This window comes from Peribacillus sp. AS_2, from assembly GCF_026891895.1.
GTDB classification, from domain to species: Bacteria; Bacillota; Bacilli; order Bacillales; family DSM-1321; genus Peribacillus; species Peribacillus frigoritolerans.
This window is the reverse complement of the sequence record NZ_JAPTGA010000005.1, coordinates 101021-116542: the sequence shown is the minus strand read 5'-3', so window position 1 is coordinate 116542 and position 15522 is coordinate 101021. Positions and strand designations below refer to the sequence as shown.

The following is a 15522-nucleotide window of genomic DNA, read 5'->3' as shown; positions in this document are numbered from 1 at the left end:
GGATTACTCATTTCATTTCAATGTTTGCATTGAATCCAAATGAAGTTTCACTTTATGGATGTCTTCAGGAGTGTCAATGTCAAACCCCCACATTGAATTGTCAAAAGAAACGGTCTTAGTAACCGCATCATATTTTTCAATGATGCTTTTACCCCCTTGATCACCTTTTATTGAATGAAATTCATTGAGTATCGAGGCATCCACTAATATCGGATGTCCTTCCTTTCCTTTATATTTCGGTCGGACGATTCGTACTCCTTCGTCTTTACACTCTATATATTTTTCTATTAAAGCTCGGATGACCTCAAGGGAAGTAAGGGGCTGATCCGCAAGGAAGATCATGACTGCATCCACATGTTCTTTTATGGATGATTGAACTCCAAGTTTTAGAGAGGTGGACATTCCATCTGTATAATTCGGATTATGAATAATCTTCAATTCTGGATAATCTTCACTTTGTTGCCGGATTTCTTCTATATATTCACCGGCAACCAAATGGATGGGCTGCATGGAACTGCCAAGGATAGAATCAATGACATGCCGAAATAGAGGTTTACCCGCCAAAGGAATTAACAGTTTAGGTTCTCCCATTCGAATCGACATGCCTGCCGCAAGTATGATCACGCCTATTTTAGGCATGAATTTTCACTTTTCCATGCAAGGGTGCAGGAATTCTTCCATTTCTAACCGACATCAATTCCGATACAATACTTAGTGCAACTTCTTCCATCGTTTCAGCACCGATATCCAAACCAATTGGTGAGTGGATCGGACCGCTGTTGAAGTCTTCTCCGATTGTATCAAGCATTTCCGTTGTACGGGAGATTGGGCCAAGCACCCCAATATATCTTGGGTCACTTTTCAAAGCCACTTGTAAGGTCTTCTCATCCAAGGACTGGATATGATTCATGACTACCCACCATGATTCAGTATATTCAGAAGGGTCAATTTCATCTGGGGATTTTTGTAAATTACGAGCCGATGGAAACAAACGATCATTATTGAAATCCTTACGTGAATCCAATACCGTCACGGAAAATCCAGCTTTGGCTGCCAATTCGGCAACTGGAACAGCATCCCTTCCAGCCCCGGCAATAATCAGGTGCTCGCTTGGTTTTATAGCATCAATTAGATATCGTTTTCCCTTCAGGTTCATCAATTCCGCTCGAGTTTGTGTATCCATTATCATCCTTGCTTTTTCAACGACTTCAGATGGCACACTTCCATGATTTCCAATGAGGTTACCATGTTTATCCACGATTAGACCTTTACCGGAGGATACATCCAATATCATGGTGAATTTCTGACCTTTCTGGATAATTTGATTTGTCATCATCCAGAATTCGTCATCTGGCTCAATAGGTAGGATAGATATATCCAATTTACCTTTGCATCCTATTCCCAACCCCCAAATTTCATTCTCGCTCAAGTCATATTGGTGTGTAACGCAAGTGTTAGTCTCCATAGCCTTTTCCGCCCAGCCATATAAATCACTTTCCAAACATCCGCCACTTATCGTACCAAACATATGACCGTCCGTTGCCATCATCATTTTTGCACCTGGAAGTCTGTATGCTGAACCCTTTACACCTATCTGCATGACCATGGCTGCTTTTTCGTGCCGCTCCCATGCGGATCTTATATTTTCCAATACGTCTTTTAATTCTTGTAACCTTGACACTCCTTAACCCCCTTCTGGTATTCACAATATGGAAGAAGAAAAAGGGAGACAAATAGAAAATGCCCTATTTGTCTCTCCCCCATCATTCCTTATCAACGATTTAAATCAGAGCACTAATATCCTTTTCTTACTAAGAAAACACTTAAGAAAAGGGAGAGGGCAACAAAACATAAAAGGGCAATGAACCCGCCATTATATGAACCGCTCATTTGACTGAATAAACCGACAACCATGGGCCCAAGAGCTGCAATTAAATACGATACACAGCCGAAAACCCCACTGATGCTCCCCATAACCTCAGGTGAAGCGACACGGTGAAGCATGGTCATGGTCAGGGCAGCTGGCATGAACAGAAGACCTATCAATAAAATGCTCAAGACGGCCGCAACTGTGCTGTTAGTAGTGAAGAGTGAGAAGAGCATGAAAACGATGATAAGCCCGCATGCACCGCCTACAAAGATCGCCCTCTTCATGAATCGATCGGAGAGAAACCCAGCCACCATTTGTACAACAATGGCTAATGCGAATCCACCTGCATTTATAACAGCGGAATTTACAAAAGCTATCCCTTTTTCTTCAGTCAAATAACTTGGTAAAAATGTGGAAATCCCATAATAGGCAATGGAAATGCAAGAATATACAATCGTTAAAGTCCAGAACATCGGACTCGCAAGGACCGCTTTAACGTTGCCTTTACTTGCGGTTGTAGTTTTCCCCGCTTTTTTATTACTTTGAATATAATTCAATTCCATTGAATTAACCCCGTAATGCTTCGCCGGATTATCCCTTGTCATGATTACAAATAAAATCAAACATACGACAGATAATGCCGCAAGAATAAAGTAGCTTTCCCTCCAGCCATAAGCGGAGGCTATTATTGCTATTAACGGAAGCCCCAGAACTGGTCCTATCGCATTTCCGTTATACCAAGTTGTCTGTGCCTTTGCTTGTTCATTCTGCGGGAACCAGCTTGAAGTTAATTTCAATGCCATTGGATACAGAACTCCTTCACCGATTCCCAATATGGCCCTGGACCATAAAATCCCTCCGATGGAATCGGCCATTCCACCTAAAACCATCGCAAAAGCCCACAAAGCAATCCCGATGAAACCGCTGCGCAGTGCACCTATCTTATCGATGATGAAGCCCCAAGCCAATTGACCAAAAGCATAAGTCACCAAAAATATGCTGCTGAGTGTTCCTTTCACTAAGTTACCATCAATGCCCAAGTCAGTCAGAAAAGGCTTGTTGGCTAGCAAAATATTAATGTTTGCCTTATCCATCATGGAAACAGTAAAAAGAACAAGCAAAGGAAAAGCCGTGAAGAGCCAACGGGCATTCGTCATTTTGCCTGATGAATCATGTAGTTGTGGATTTAAATTATTCAAAAAAATCAGCCCCTATTATCATGAAATGTCCATAACTAGTGTAATCCCCTATTTACACTTCCATTTTCATGCTCGTCTGTTCTTCTGTCATGGCATAGGGCATTATCCAACAACAATGAATTCTAAACCGCTAAATGAACTTTTTAACTTATTTCGATTTTGTGCTTTTTCGTTTCCGCTTCCTTAATCCAATTTCTGAGTTTACTTGGGCTAATGGGCAATTGATTAATCGTGATATCTAATGGTGCGAGCGCATCGACGACAGCATTCGCAATGGCTGCTGGCGGGGAAATGGCTCCGCCTTCACCCACTCCCTTGATACCAAGAGGATTTCTGGTAGAGAGGTATTCCTGGTGGGACTTTTCAACAGTCGGAATCTCCATGGCAGTAGGCAATAAATAATCCATATAAGAGCCGGTCAAAAGTTGGCCTTTCTCATCGTAAACGACTTCTTCATATAGAGCTGCACCAATCCCCTGGGCTATGCCACCCTGCACTTGACCATCAACTATCATTGGATTGATGACCTTTCCTGCGTCATGAACCACACTATAACCCTTCAACTCGGCAAAACCCGTCTCCTTATCCACTTCCACGATGGCAATGTGGACGGACGATGAAAAAGTAACAGTGGGCGGAACGAAGTAATGTGTGACTTGCAGTCCTGGTTCCATTCCAACAGGCACCTTGCATCTGTTTCCCGGACGTGCCGCTAAAGCAATTTCCTGATAGGTCATACATTTTTCAGGTTCGGTCCTAACAAAGACTTTACCATTTTCCATTTGTAAGTCAGCGGCTTCAACTTCAAGCATGGCAGCTGCGACCGCCAATATTTTTTCCCTTAATTTCGCTGAAGCTATTTGAATGGCAGATCCAGCATTTACTGCACTCCGGCTTGCGTACGTTCCGGCACCAAAGGCCAAGTTCGCTGTATCCCCTACCCTTATGGTAATCTCATCTGGGCAAAGCATTAATTCATCCGCACAGATTTGGGAAAATACCGTTTCGTGACCCTGCCCCTGCGGGGATGCTCCAAGGTATGCCACAACTTGACCGGAACCATCAACTGAGACATGGGCACTTTCGAACGGACCTGCACCGGTGCCTTCTACATAAGTGGAAATGCCGACACCGACCAGCTTTCCTTGCTTCTTCAACTCATTTTGCCGCTCTCTAAATCCTTCGTAATCTACCATTTTCAAACCTTGTTCCAGTGCAGCGGGATAGTCCCCGCTATCATATATCAGTTTTGCTCCATCCTTAACCAAAATCCCTTGATCATAGGGCATATCCTCCGCTTGAATCATGTTCTTTCGCATTACGTCCACCGGATCTTTTTTCAACCTTCTAGCGATCATATCGATTATTCGATCCATTACGAAAACGACCTCTGGTCTCCCTGCTCCCCGAAATGGAACATTCGGTGTTTTATTCGTTAACACAATCTGGCAGGTAACATCATAGTTTGGAATCTTATATGCTCCCCTTAGATGGTAGGCACTATTGTAGGCACAGGTTAATCCGAAATAATTGACAGCGCCGCTATCTATGATGAAATGATCTTTTATTCCCAAAATAGTTCCATCCAGATTATAAGCAACCTCAACATCATGGATTTGATCCCGTGAATGGCGGGCACTTGTCAAATGTTCCAGGCGGTCTTCAATCCACTTGACAGGTCTTTTCAATAGCTTGGATAGATATGGGACCAAGATTTCTTCAGGGTGAACACCGCCTTTTGGTCCGAAACCACCACCTACGTCAGGTGCAGTCACCCTGATTTGCTGTTCAGCCAAATCCAATGATCTAGCAATATAAGTTCTAATTTCAAAAGGAAGTTGAGTGGAAGAATAAACATGCAATTGATCTGTACGATTTTCATAGATGGAAACGACTCCCCTCGTTTCGAGCGGGTTGGAAGAAACTCTAGGCGTTTGGATTCTTGCTTTCAGAATATGATCTGCATCTTTAAGCGCTTGTCCAGTATTTCCAGTCGTGACATGGAAATCTGCCTGGACGTTATTCTGTAAATGCTCTTGAATCAATGGGGCATCTTTTTCCATTGACTTGAATGGGTCGACAACCACTGGAAACGTCCTATAATCCACTTTTATCAAATCGGCTGCATCTTCGGCCACATACCTGTTATCTGCAACGACGACGGCAATGGGCTGCCCTACATACATCACCTTATCCTTGGCCAGGACATCTTCATAACAATAATGGATAGTGGGATTGATCGCTTCCTCCAGATTGGCAGGCAAAGCACAATGTGATTCAAATTGGACAAGAGGCTTTATTATCCCATCTATATCCATTCCGGTGAGAATGGCATGCACCCCTTCCAATGCCTGAGCTTCGGAGATATCAAACCCCTTGATTTCAGCATGTGCATGTGTGCTGCGGACAAAGACTGCTTCAACCATATTTGCCGCTCGGATATCTCCCACGAATTGCCCTGTACCTGTAACCAAACGATAATCTTCCTTCCGCTTAACACTTTGACCAACGTATTTTGTCATGCCTGTTCCCCCCTTAATTGGACACAGTTTGGGCAGCCTGCTTCACAGCTTTAATAATATTGGAGTAACCGGTGCATCGACATAAATTTCCTGAAATGCATTTTCTTATTTCCTCTTCACAAGGGTTTGAATTTTCTTCCAGAAAACTTGAAACCGTCATTAAAAATCCTGGTGTACAAAATCCGCATTGCAAGGCATGATTATCCGAAAATGCTTGCTGTAGGTGATTAAGGTCCCCATTCTCCTGGATAAGTGACTCAACAGTCTTGACTTCACATCCATCCGCTTGAACTGCAAGCATTAAACATGAGCGGACCGGATCACCGTTAACATGGATTGTACAAGCTCCGCAAACACCATGTTCACATCCAATATGCGTTCCAGTTAGTAACAGGTTCTCCCTGATGAAATCCGATAATAGCAATCTAGCGTCTACTTCCCTGGATATATCTTGTCCGTTTACTTTTAGATTTATCTTAACTCCATCCATCACATCACCCTGCCCCCTTGTGCACGAATGGTCGCTTTCTTCAAAGCCCGGATGACCATCGTACCAGATAGTTCCCTTCTATATTCAGATGTACCATGGAGATCTGATTCAGGTTCTACCAGCTCCATTGTTAAATCGCTCGCCTCCTTAAAAAGTTCTTCAGTCGGTTCCTTTCCAAATAAAAGTCTCTCCACATCCTCTAAAGCTGTAGGAATGGAATTAACGCCGCCAATGGCTAACTTAACATCAGAAAAACTTCCTTCTTCACTTAAATCCACTACTGCAGCCACCTCAACCAGTCCAAAATCCCCATGCCTTCTAGCCACTTCAACAAATGCCGATCCACTAGCCGGCTTTATTATCGGGAACCGAATTTCTTTAACCAATTGATCCGGCTGTAAGGATGTTAGCATATAGGTTAGGAAGAACTCTTCAGGGCTTACTATTTCTTCGCCATTTACATCGGCAAGAACTATTTCTCCTCTTAAAGCAGTTAGCACGCATGGCAGCTCAGCAGATGGATCACCATGGGCGATGCTGCCGCCAACAGTTCCACGATTTCGAATTTGTTCATGGCCTACCCAACGGATCGCCTCTGAAAGCAATGGACACTTTTCCTTAACCAACTCGGATTTTTCTATTTCCCTGTGTTTCGTCAAAGCACCGATGACCAGTGATTCACCATCTGCATGTATATAACTCAACCCTCCAACCCTCCCAATATCAATAATGTATTTTGGCGTTGAAAGCCTCATATTCAATAATGGGATCAAACTTTGTCCTCCGGATAATACTTTCGCATCATCACCGTATTCTGATAAATAGTGGACCGCTTCTTCCAAGCTCGAAGGCCGAAGGTAATTAAACTTAGCTGGTTTGATAGGAACCCCTCCATTCGTGATTCACCTTTTACATGGGTAAGAAAGACCGGCATTAAATTCTTTGGCGAGTTTTCAACTGCTTCTCCATATCTTTAAAGAATTTACCTGCCATGAATTTTGCAATGCCACCAATGACCCTGCTTCCTACACCAGCAATCATTCCACCTATATCTGCGTTGCATTCCCAAATCAATTGACAACCATCACCAACAGGAATGATTCTACAGTCCATTTCAGCAGAAACAAAACCTGGCTTCCCGCTGCCTTCCGCATTTAAAATATACCGATGGGGCACTTCCAAATCCTTCAATTTCACCTTTCCCGTGTAGTCACCTTTAACAGCCGCAACACCAAGTTTAAGTTCAACGTCATACTCGCCAGCTGCAACTAATGAAAGATTTTGACATCCTGGAATGGCATTCTTGAGTAAATCAGGATTATGCATGGCTTCCCAAATCACTTCTGCACTATAATCAAAGTTAATCTTTCCTGATATCTCCAATTCCCCTCGCCCCCGATTGTACAAATTTTTTATACCCTTTTGCTCCTTTGGAAAAAAAGACATTACCTGCATACATGTATACACCTTAGTTTAAAAAAATATCAGGCCGATGACTACTTTTAATAATATTAATATTCTGAATTATTTGTCAATGTTTTTTTCGTATGATGTTAAATTATTCACTTTTATCGAACCGTACAAGGCTTTGGTTGAAGTCCCCTTCCCGACCATTGCCTTGTATGCTTTTTCTTCTAGGTAGTTATTCAGCTGATTAGGTGGGAAAATGGCTAGGTTTTTCGATTGAATGACCCCGGGGGTTCTTATTCCTAATTATGTAAGTTCCAAATGCCCGGACAATCATCCATACACCTTTTGATTATCAATGGTTACTTGTTTACTCATCGTAACGTTCCAGCAATTCAATAATCACTTTAAAGGTCGCTTTTGTATCCATATAGGCATACCGGCCTTTTCCGTTAAAAAAGTTTCCTGTCTGTATGACCGGATAGCCCCTTTCTTCCAGCATCTTCATTTTAGCCCCCATGTCTTTAACGACAAAAGAGATATGGTGAACACCCTCACCATATGTTTCTAGATGATCTTTCCACGTACTGGGTGAATCGCCCGGCTCGATCAATTCAATTTGAATTAACGGAGTATTGATGAACATATATTTTGATTTGCCTTCAGTGGGCTTCCCTTTGTAAATCACGTTTGTAATATCGGATGAACCAGAATGGATGATGGGAGGTTTTTCAACACCCAACAACTTACTATATGCATCTGCAGCCGCATCAAGGTCTTTGACAACAAACGCAAGCTGTTCCACTTTGTTAGTCCCTAGTAGCGGCTGAATGCTGTCATCTTCCGGTCTTTCCCATGCCGTTACTCTTGGCTCCGCACTTTCAAGTAGTTCAACAAACGTTTTGTGATCATCTAGTGTATCCACATATACATATCGGCCGTCACTTGAAGTGAATTCACCCGTTTGCAAAGCTGGGTAACCATTTTTCTCCATGATTGGCAGCCTCTTTTGGATAGAGTCCACATCAAAAGCTATATGGTGGATCCCTTCACCTACTTCATCCAGGAACTCACGCATCGTTCCTGGATTTTTATCGGGTTCTATTAGTTCAAATTGGACGGTCGGTGTATTCAGGAAAGCCAGTTTGGATTGCGATTCCGTTGGTATACCTCTAAAAGTGATTTTCGAAACAGAACTGTCACCAGTTAGAAAGGGTTCTGCCTTCTTAATGCCCAGCAGTCTTGTGAAAGCTAGATTAGCTGCTTCAATATCTTTTACAACAAATGCGAGTTGATTAATATTCCTATTGCCCAATAGTGATTCAGCCATACTAATAAACCTACTTCCCCTAGTTTATTTTATTATGAACTCAACCCAGTCCGCGAACGGACAATCCTCCATCACTGGAGATGACTTCACCGGTAATAGCACGCGCTGCGTCTGATGCCAATAGGACATATGCAGCTACATGATCTTCGGGCAGCTGTGCAAGCTGAAGAGGGTTTCTTTTTTTTATGCTATTTGCCTTCGTTTCATTATCCACCATTTTAACGAATGGACGTAGGGGAGGAATGACCGATAATGCGGTTAGAGTGCCACCAGGCGCTACAGCATTCACCCTTATGTTAGGAGCGAGTTCAAAGGCAAGTTGGCGCATCAGCCCTATTTGGGCATGCTTGCTTGCTGTGTACCACACCCCGCCGCCATCCGGATAAAAACTGGCACCGGATACGGTGAAAATAATATTTCCATTCGATTTTTGCAGTTCTTCAAGAGCGGCTTTAGCACCGAAGAAGGATCCTTTAACGTTAATATCGATCAGAAAATCATATGCATCGGAAAGTGCATCGGGAGTTACGTCGGCAAATTTAGCAAATCCATCAAAGACTCCTGCATTGGCAACGAAAACATCCAGCTTTCCAAATTGCTCGACAGTGGCCTGGACAGCCCTCTCATTGTCTTCATATTTGCTTACATCGCCTTGGTTAATGAGAATCTCTTCACCAAATTCCGCTTTCATTTTCTTTAGCGTTTCTATCGAGCGGCCGATGATGCTGACTTTTGCCCCTTCTTGTATAAAACGTCTAGTGACAGCCTCCCCGATACCTGAATTGCCACCGGTAATCAGCACTACTTTATCCTTTAACGCCATTGCCATTGTAACCAGCCTCCTCTTTTTAACCAAGTCAACATTATACGAAGATAGCAAGATTTCTGGTATTTATCGTTGATTGATCAACAATGAATATTCTTTTGGAAAGTTTCCATTTACCTTCTTCGAAAATGAATTCATCATTTCGTTCCCCCGAAATCAGATCATGTTGAATATCCGTGCTGCGGCTACGATAGATGAGCAGGTAGCTCTTGACGACTGCCTTTTCACCTTCAACATAGTCTTTAACACGTACATTTGAGACAAAACGCCTTGTTCTTGATGGCGGTATTTCCGCCCAAGCATAATCCGTTTTCAAACGATCCACACGCAGTTTAAGCAGCTCAATATCATCATTAAATGTAAACATGTCCGTTGAATAATCCGGGCGTTCCACCCCTTCTTTATTAACACGTACAGGCATTTGATAACGTAAGCTCGAATGCATTAAATCGAACCAATCATCAAATTCAATATCATCCAGTAATTGAGCTTCATCATACAGCCACTGTTCAAATTGACATTTGAGCAACATTTTCTCCACATTCATTTCACTTACCCCTCCCGCTTATCATTTCGTCATCAATTCAAGCCAGTACTTGTAAAAATTCCTTTGGCTCGCTTCAGTGAATTTATCATCGTAAGCAACACCAGGACCTATAAAATCAACTGGTTCACGATGAAGACCCATTGTATAATTGTAGGTTAGATTCTTTAGGAAAGGCATTGGGCCTTGGGCTGCTTCAGTGATATCAGTAAAAACTTCCGTATCATCCTGTTCGAAAATACCGGATGGACTAAAGGTCAAGATAAATGAATCTCTTGATCTATCTTTCCAATCTTGGGAGGCGTTCTTTTCCACGAGCATCCAAGCAATCACTTCCATTTTATTGTGACCGATTGGCCGCCACATCCTTATTGAAGTGTTGGAGATGAATTGGTCTTTGATTTTTGTATGGGATATTAAAAATGATAGGTTAGGGAAGACATTCCCAATCATATTCTTTAAGTTTGATAACACTCCATATTGTTCTTCTGACAAATTAGTTTTAAATTCATCTTTCAATTCTTCCGGGAAAGCGAAGTCAGGATTAGGAGTCCCTAAGTTTAGTCCATGTCCGTTATCCGTATGGATTTGGAAACCGCGCTTTGAATAGGTAGCATTGGGCACCATGCCCAGTTTGGCAATGGATCCGTGTGTGACCATCGTGTGATAGGAATCACCAACAAAGTTATCGGAACCAACTTTCCAGTTGGAATTAACAACGAATCTTTGCGGAACTCCGATTACTTCCATTTCTGCACGTCCTACAAGGATATCCAAATACCATTTAATGTCGCCAAGGAACTCTTCAAGCGGTTCTGCATCTTCATTCCAAGTTCCAAATAAAAGACCTTTATAGGATTCAAGCTTTACTTTGTGAAGGCCCATTTCCGAGCGGTCAAGGTTGCCCCCATATATGTCCTTTTGTAATGGCACTCCTACGAGTTCACCAGTGTTTTTAAAATTGAACCCATGGTAGGGGCACGTAAATAATGACTTGTTCCCTTTATCTGCACGGCATAGTTTCATTCCGCGATGGGTGCACATATTATAAAACGCCCTGATTTCACCTTCAGCATCACGAGTAATGATGAGCGAGTAGCCAGCAAGTTCACGGGTCATGAAGTCTCCTTTGTTCGGTACTTCAGAATCATGACCGATAAAAACCCATGTTTTCAAAAACACTTTTTCATGTTCTATATCATAAACCTTTGGGTCTCCAAGGAGGTATGCAGGTATAACGCCTTCCTCTGGTTTAACCGTTTCGTTCAAATAGTCAACAACTTGCTGTTTCGACATTTCTTCTAAGGATTTTTCAGTTTTAAGCATACTTTTTCTCTCCCTTCCAAGCTTTACATCATTATGCATTACCCAATCTGAACGCTTTTTTCCTTGTTTTGCAGAGTCGCCAAAACGCTTAATGCCGCTAGATAACTCGTTTTCGGGTTATTTGGCATCGGATCATTTTCCACTTCCAGTTTCAGTTTCCCGAACGAACCTGACGCTTCTATCAAGTGATTGTTTTTTAACACTTTTGGATCGGCAATGATTTTTACTTTCGTCTTTTCTGATCCAAGACCAGCCATAGACAGCACAATCGCAACATTAATGTTTCTCGGAAACAGCTTGATCGCTTCAGCAGCAGTTCCTTCAAATAATACCGTTTCTTCTGTCACTGAAGACCCTGCCGGCAATGCGTTTGGCGGTTTTCTTGTGGTGATGCAAACAGATTCAAGGCCATTCACCGCTTTTGCCGATTTAAGTACATCTAGACCTCCAATCGCACCAGACGGAAGGAGAATATTCACGTTATTCAATTTACAAATCTGGTTTGATTGTTCTTCAAAGGCGGAATTCGCCATCACGCCAATGCTGCTTAGCAAGAGATCCTTCCCGCTTTTAAGCACTTTCAATGCATACTCTTCAGCTGCTTCTATCGTTGCAGCCTCTATGACTAAATCTACATCGGATTTAAGGAGTTCGTCGACATCATAATATGGCTGTGTCCTGAATTCTTCAGCTAATTGTGCCGCAACTTCTTCACGGCGGGCATAAATCGCAACGATTCTTCCACCTGGAAGAAGCCCGTCGTTATTAATGGCCTTAAGCAGAAATTTTCCGATATTACCGCACCCGATTAAACCTAACTTCATGTAGTTTCATCCTTCCTCAATCAGCAAACCCGTATGAGTCCGCAAAGAATTCCAACCCGCAATGTCTTGTTTCCCGCGAAACACCGCTTTCTTTTAAGCCAGGGAAGTCCAGGGCCAAGTCGCTGAAAACGGTATGATTATTATGGAATACCGCACCAGCTTCAAGGCGATCTGCCATTTCGACAGCGATATCTTCATTCTCGGTCCAAACAGATGCACGCAGCGCAAACTCACTATCATTCGCTAATTTTACAGCTTCATCGATATCATTGAAAGGTAAAATTGGAATGATCGGTCCGAATTGTTCCACTCGAACCAATTCGCTCTGCTGATCGACGCCAGTAATAATGGAAGGAAGCATATAATAACCTTTATCCCAAGTTTCCGGATTCAGCTGAATGCCGGTTGTGATTATATTTCCTCCTGACTTAGCGGTACGTTCGATCAAGCCATTCACAAAGTCATATTGTGCTTTATTATTCAATGGACCCATGGTTACATCAGGCTGAATTCCATCACCGATCACCATCCGGCTGAACTCTTTGGTCAGCTTCTCCACAACTTCATCATATCGTGATTCTTGGACGTACACTCTTTTTACAGCAGAACAAACCTGACCCGCTGCTCGTAAAATCCCCATTCTCAAACGTTTGATAGCCGCTTCGTCCATATTGGCATCTTCCAAGATGATGGCAGGATCATTGCCGCCAAGTTCCATATATACTTTTTGCAGATTTCCAGCTGATTTCTGCATGATATCTTTCCCGGTTTCCGTACTTCCGACAAACGCCAATGTCCTTACGCGTGAATCGGAACATAGTGTGTCGCCGATTGCTTTTCCTGATCCCGAGACTATATTGATGACTCCTGGAGGAAAATGTTCAGCAACTACTTTTAAACAGGTCATGATCGTTAAGGGACAATTCGTTGCAGGTTTAACGACAACGGCATTGCCTGCCAAAACAGCAGGTATGACCCTTTTAAATGTTAATATCATAGGAGAATTCCACGGTGTGATTATTGCCGTGACACCTCTTGCCCTTCTTCGGATTTGGACTTTTTGTTTTCCTGGAAGCACTTCAGGCTTCCACCAATCAAGTAACTCTGCTGCACAGCCCTTCATAACTTCAACACAGCGCAGTAAATCCTTTTTAGCTTCAACAAGTGTTTTGCCATTCTCACGTACAAACACTGTAACATTTTCCTCGATAACTTTTGATAGTTCTTCTGCCGCAGTGTTCATCCTGTTTGCCCGTTCCCCGATATCAGAGCGAGACCACGTTTCAAAAGCATTTTCTGCCGCTTCAATAGCGCCATTCACGATTTCTTCAGAGCATTTTGCCACCTGGCCAACTACTTCCGATGTATTTGCCGGATTTACAACATCGACTTTTTCCGGTAATTCTATCCATTCTCCATTAACTAAATATTTTCCTGAAACAAATGGGTATGTCGAAATCATTCTCAATCCTCCTTATAGTTTTTTGGGCTTGAATGCTTCCGCAGCTCCCGGTGGTCCGCCAAATGGTTTGGCCATTGGCCCCACAGCTTCCATATCAACGACGATCATTGAAGGTTTACGTCTTTCCTTAGCTTTTTTCAGTTCGGATATGAACTCATCTCCAGAACCAATACGCACTGCATCAAAATGCATGGACTCAGCCAGTTTCACAAAATCAGGGCTCAATAAGTCCACAGCTACCTGCCGACCATATGCGGCTGTTTGAATATTGCGAAGAACTCCATAGCCTGAGTCATCGAACAATACGATGATAACTGGTAAGTTTTCTTCGGCTGCCGTAACCATTTCCCCGACGTTCACCATAAACCCACCATCTCCAGCCATAAGAACGACGGTTTTATCTTGACATCCCATTTGGGCACCGATTGCTGTTGGAAGACCTTGACCAATTCCGCCGCCAGATGCATGAATCGATGTTCTCGGTTCATAGATTTCAAATAAACGGCTACCCCAAACATTTGCCTGTACGGTCACATCACGAACTAGAATGGTATCCTCTGGTAATACCTCCCTCATGCCATCTACAAATTGCTCATACGGTCCAAGCGTTTCCCTGAGTTGAGCGCGCACTTCATTTCTAAGTGAAAGAACTTCTTGTAAATAAGATGGCTCTGCATGAACTGAACGTTCTTCAAGCTTTTGAATGATGGCAGCAAGCATATCTTTTGCATCGCCAACCAAACCTAACGTGGCTTTATAGTTCCGGTTAATGGCCTGCCAATCCGCATCGATCGCTATATGTTCTTGGGGCACCGGCACTTTCCAGTTGGATGTTTCATTCCCCCTAAACCTTACACCTACGCTAATCAATAAATCTGCATTTCTTAAAAACTCTTTTGTAGTTTCATATGCCGCAAAATGTCCGATGCATTGTTCATGGTTTTCTGGAATCGAACCTTTTCCTGACTGACTGGTTATTACCGCTGCGCCAAGGATTTCCGCCAATTTTTGCAGCTCTTGCGAAGCATTGGCACTGATGACTCCACCACCGGCCCATATGACAGGTCGGCTTGCGCTTACCATTTTTTGAACGGCTAGTTCAGGAATAATTGGCATTGAATTTGTTTCAGAGGGTGAAGTTCGTAGCCCTTCGAGTGAAAGATCCTCTATGATCACCGATTGATAGTCAATTGGAATTTCCAATGTAACCGGACCCGTTGGTGCAGTTAAAGCTTCTTGGATTGCCTTCCTTACTACTGCTGCGGTTTGGTCAGGGTTTCTAAGCCTCACTGCATTTTTACAAGCTCCGCTCATCATTGAAAGCTGGTCTTTACACTCATGTATGTATCCTTTGCCTGTACCAAGATAAGAAGAAGCCACCTCACCTGTTAGATGAAGAAGGGGAACACCTGCTGCCCAAGCTTCCACTAGTGAACCAGCTGCATTTCCTGCCCCTGTTCCAGTACTGGTAATCACTACACCCAATTTCCCGGTGGCGCGTGCATATCCATCAGCCATATTTACGGCACCGCTCTCACCGCGTGAACAAATGAGTTTGATGCTCCCTTCCCTAAGAATTGCATCATAGATGGGCATATTGTGAATGCTGACAATCCCGAAAGCAGCTTCCACACCTGCTTGAACAAGCTCCTTTACGATGGAATCGGCGGTCGTAAACTCTATTTCTTCTTGTATTTTCATCGCGTTATCCTACCTTTTTCA

The 15522-nt window shown here is 43.0% G+C and carries 14 protein-coding genes; all 14 read right to left on the bottom strand.

Annotation, left to right across the window (positions count from 1 at the left end; genetic code table 11):
- Positions 1-12 precede the first annotated feature (12 nt).
- On the bottom strand, positions 13-639 hold the full coding sequence (locus OTG27_RS10750; RefSeq protein ID WP_268936881.1) for a nucleotidyltransferase family protein: 627 nt from the start codon (positions 637-639) through the stop codon (positions 13-15).
- Positions 632-1681: an XdhC family protein gene (locus OTG27_RS10745; RefSeq protein ID WP_268936880.1), complete on the bottom strand. Its 1050-nt coding sequence runs from the start codon at positions 1679-1681 to the stop codon at positions 632-634. The genes OTG27_RS10750 and OTG27_RS10745 overlap by 8 nt, the downstream gene beginning before the upstream one ends.
- A 113-nt stretch (positions 1682-1794) precedes the next feature.
- Complete coding sequence (locus OTG27_RS10740) at positions 1795-3069, bottom strand: MFS transporter (protein ID WP_268936879.1); 1275 nt, start codon at positions 3067-3069, stop codon at positions 1795-1797.
- Between the two features lie 143 nt (positions 3070-3212).
- Positions 3213-5591: a xanthine dehydrogenase family protein molybdopterin-binding subunit gene (locus OTG27_RS10735; protein ID WP_268936878.1), complete on the bottom strand. Its 2379-nt coding sequence runs from the start codon at positions 5589-5591 to the stop codon at positions 3213-3215.
- Positions 5592-5604: 13 nt separating this feature from the next.
- Complete coding sequence (locus OTG27_RS10730) at positions 5605-6081, bottom strand: (2Fe-2S)-binding protein (RefSeq protein WP_106026480.1); 477 nt, start codon at positions 6079-6081, stop codon at positions 5605-5607.
- Positions 6081-6962 carry an FAD binding domain-containing protein gene (locus OTG27_RS26580; RefSeq protein ID WP_268937059.1) on the bottom strand — a complete coding sequence of 294 codons (882 nt, stop codon included), beginning with the start codon at positions 6960-6962 and terminating at the stop codon, positions 6081-6083. Before OTG27_RS26580 ends, OTG27_RS10730 begins: the two co-directional genes overlap by 1 nt.
- A gap of 52 nt (positions 6963-7014) precedes the next feature.
- Positions 7015-7464, bottom strand: a complete 450-nt coding sequence (locus OTG27_RS10720) for an SRPBCC family protein (RefSeq protein ID WP_176548642.1) — start codon at positions 7462-7464, stop codon at positions 7015-7017.
- Positions 7465-7858: 394 nt separating this feature from the next.
- Complete coding sequence (locus OTG27_RS10715) at positions 7859-8818, bottom strand: VOC family protein (RefSeq protein ID WP_268936877.1); 960 nt, start codon at positions 8816-8818, stop codon at positions 7859-7861.
- A 40-nt stretch (positions 8819-8858) separates the two neighbouring features.
- Positions 8859-9647 carry an SDR family NAD(P)-dependent oxidoreductase gene (locus tag OTG27_RS10710; RefSeq protein ID WP_223255793.1) on the bottom strand — a complete coding sequence of 263 codons (789 nt, stop codon included), beginning with the start codon at positions 9645-9647 and terminating at the stop codon, positions 8859-8861.
- A 34-nt stretch (positions 9648-9681) separates the two neighbouring features.
- Entirely contained in the window at positions 9682-10191 is a 510-nt protein-coding gene (locus OTG27_RS10705) for an aromatic-ring-hydroxylating dioxygenase subunit beta (protein ID WP_034312295.1), read from the bottom strand.
- 21 nt (positions 10192-10212) lie between these two features.
- On the bottom strand, positions 10213-11514 hold the full coding sequence (locus OTG27_RS10700; RefSeq protein ID WP_034312297.1) for an aromatic ring-hydroxylating oxygenase subunit alpha: 1302 nt from the start codon (positions 11512-11514) through the stop codon (positions 10213-10215).
- A gap of 38 nt (positions 11515-11552) precedes the next feature.
- Complete coding sequence (gene nadX, locus OTG27_RS10695; protein ID WP_268565427.1) at positions 11553-12338, bottom strand: aspartate dehydrogenase; 786 nt, start codon at positions 12336-12338, stop codon at positions 11553-11555.
- A 16-nt stretch (positions 12339-12354) separates the two neighbouring features.
- The gene (locus OTG27_RS10690; protein WP_034312301.1) at positions 12355-13800 is read right to left on the bottom strand and encodes an aldehyde dehydrogenase family protein; all 1446 of its coding nucleotides are present in this window, start codon (positions 13798-13800) and stop codon (positions 12355-12357) included.
- Between the two features lie 12 nt (positions 13801-13812).
- Entirely contained in the window at positions 13813-15501 is a 1689-nt protein-coding gene (locus tag OTG27_RS10685) for a thiamine pyrophosphate-binding protein (protein ID WP_268936876.1), read from the bottom strand.
- Between the last annotated feature and the right edge of the window lie 21 nt (positions 15502-15522).

Bases quoted from the DNA above. Each gene is read 5' to 3' on its own strand.
- OTG27_RS10750 (WP_268936881.1), bottom strand. From the start codon at position 639: ATGCCTAAAATAGGCGTGATCATACTTGCGGCAGGCATGTCGATTCGA.
- OTG27_RS10735 (WP_268936878.1), bottom strand. From the start codon at position 5,591: ATGACAAAATACGTTGGTCAAAGTGTTAAGCGGAAGGAAGATTATCGT.
- OTG27_RS10730 (WP_106026480.1), bottom strand. From the start codon at position 6,081: ATGGATGGAGTTAAGATAAATCTAAAAGTAAACGGACAAGATATATCC.
- OTG27_RS10715 (WP_268936877.1), bottom strand. From the start codon at position 8,818: ATGGCTGAATCACTATTGGGCAATAGGAATATTAATCAACTCGCATTT.
- OTG27_RS10710 (WP_223255793.1), bottom strand. From the start codon at position 9,647: ATGGCAATGGCGTTAAAGGATAAAGTAGTGCTGATTACCGGTGGCAAT.
- OTG27_RS10705 (WP_034312295.1), bottom strand. From the start codon at position 10,191: ATGAATGTGGAGAAAATGTTGCTCAAATGTCAATTTGAACAGTGGCTG.
- OTG27_RS10700 (WP_034312297.1), bottom strand. From the start codon at position 11,514: ATGCTTAAAACTGAAAAATCCTTAGAAGAAATGTCGAAACAGCAAGTT.
- nadX (WP_268565427.1), bottom strand. From the start codon at position 12,338: ATGAAGTTAGGTTTAATCGGGTGCGGTAATATCGGAAAATTTCTGCTT.
- OTG27_RS10690 (WP_034312301.1), bottom strand. From the start codon at position 13,800: ATGATTTCGACATACCCATTTGTTTCAGGAAAATATTTAGTTAATGGA.
- OTG27_RS10685 (WP_268936876.1), bottom strand. From the start codon at position 15,501: ATGAAAATACAAGAAGAAATAGAGTTTACGACCGCCGATTCCATCGTA.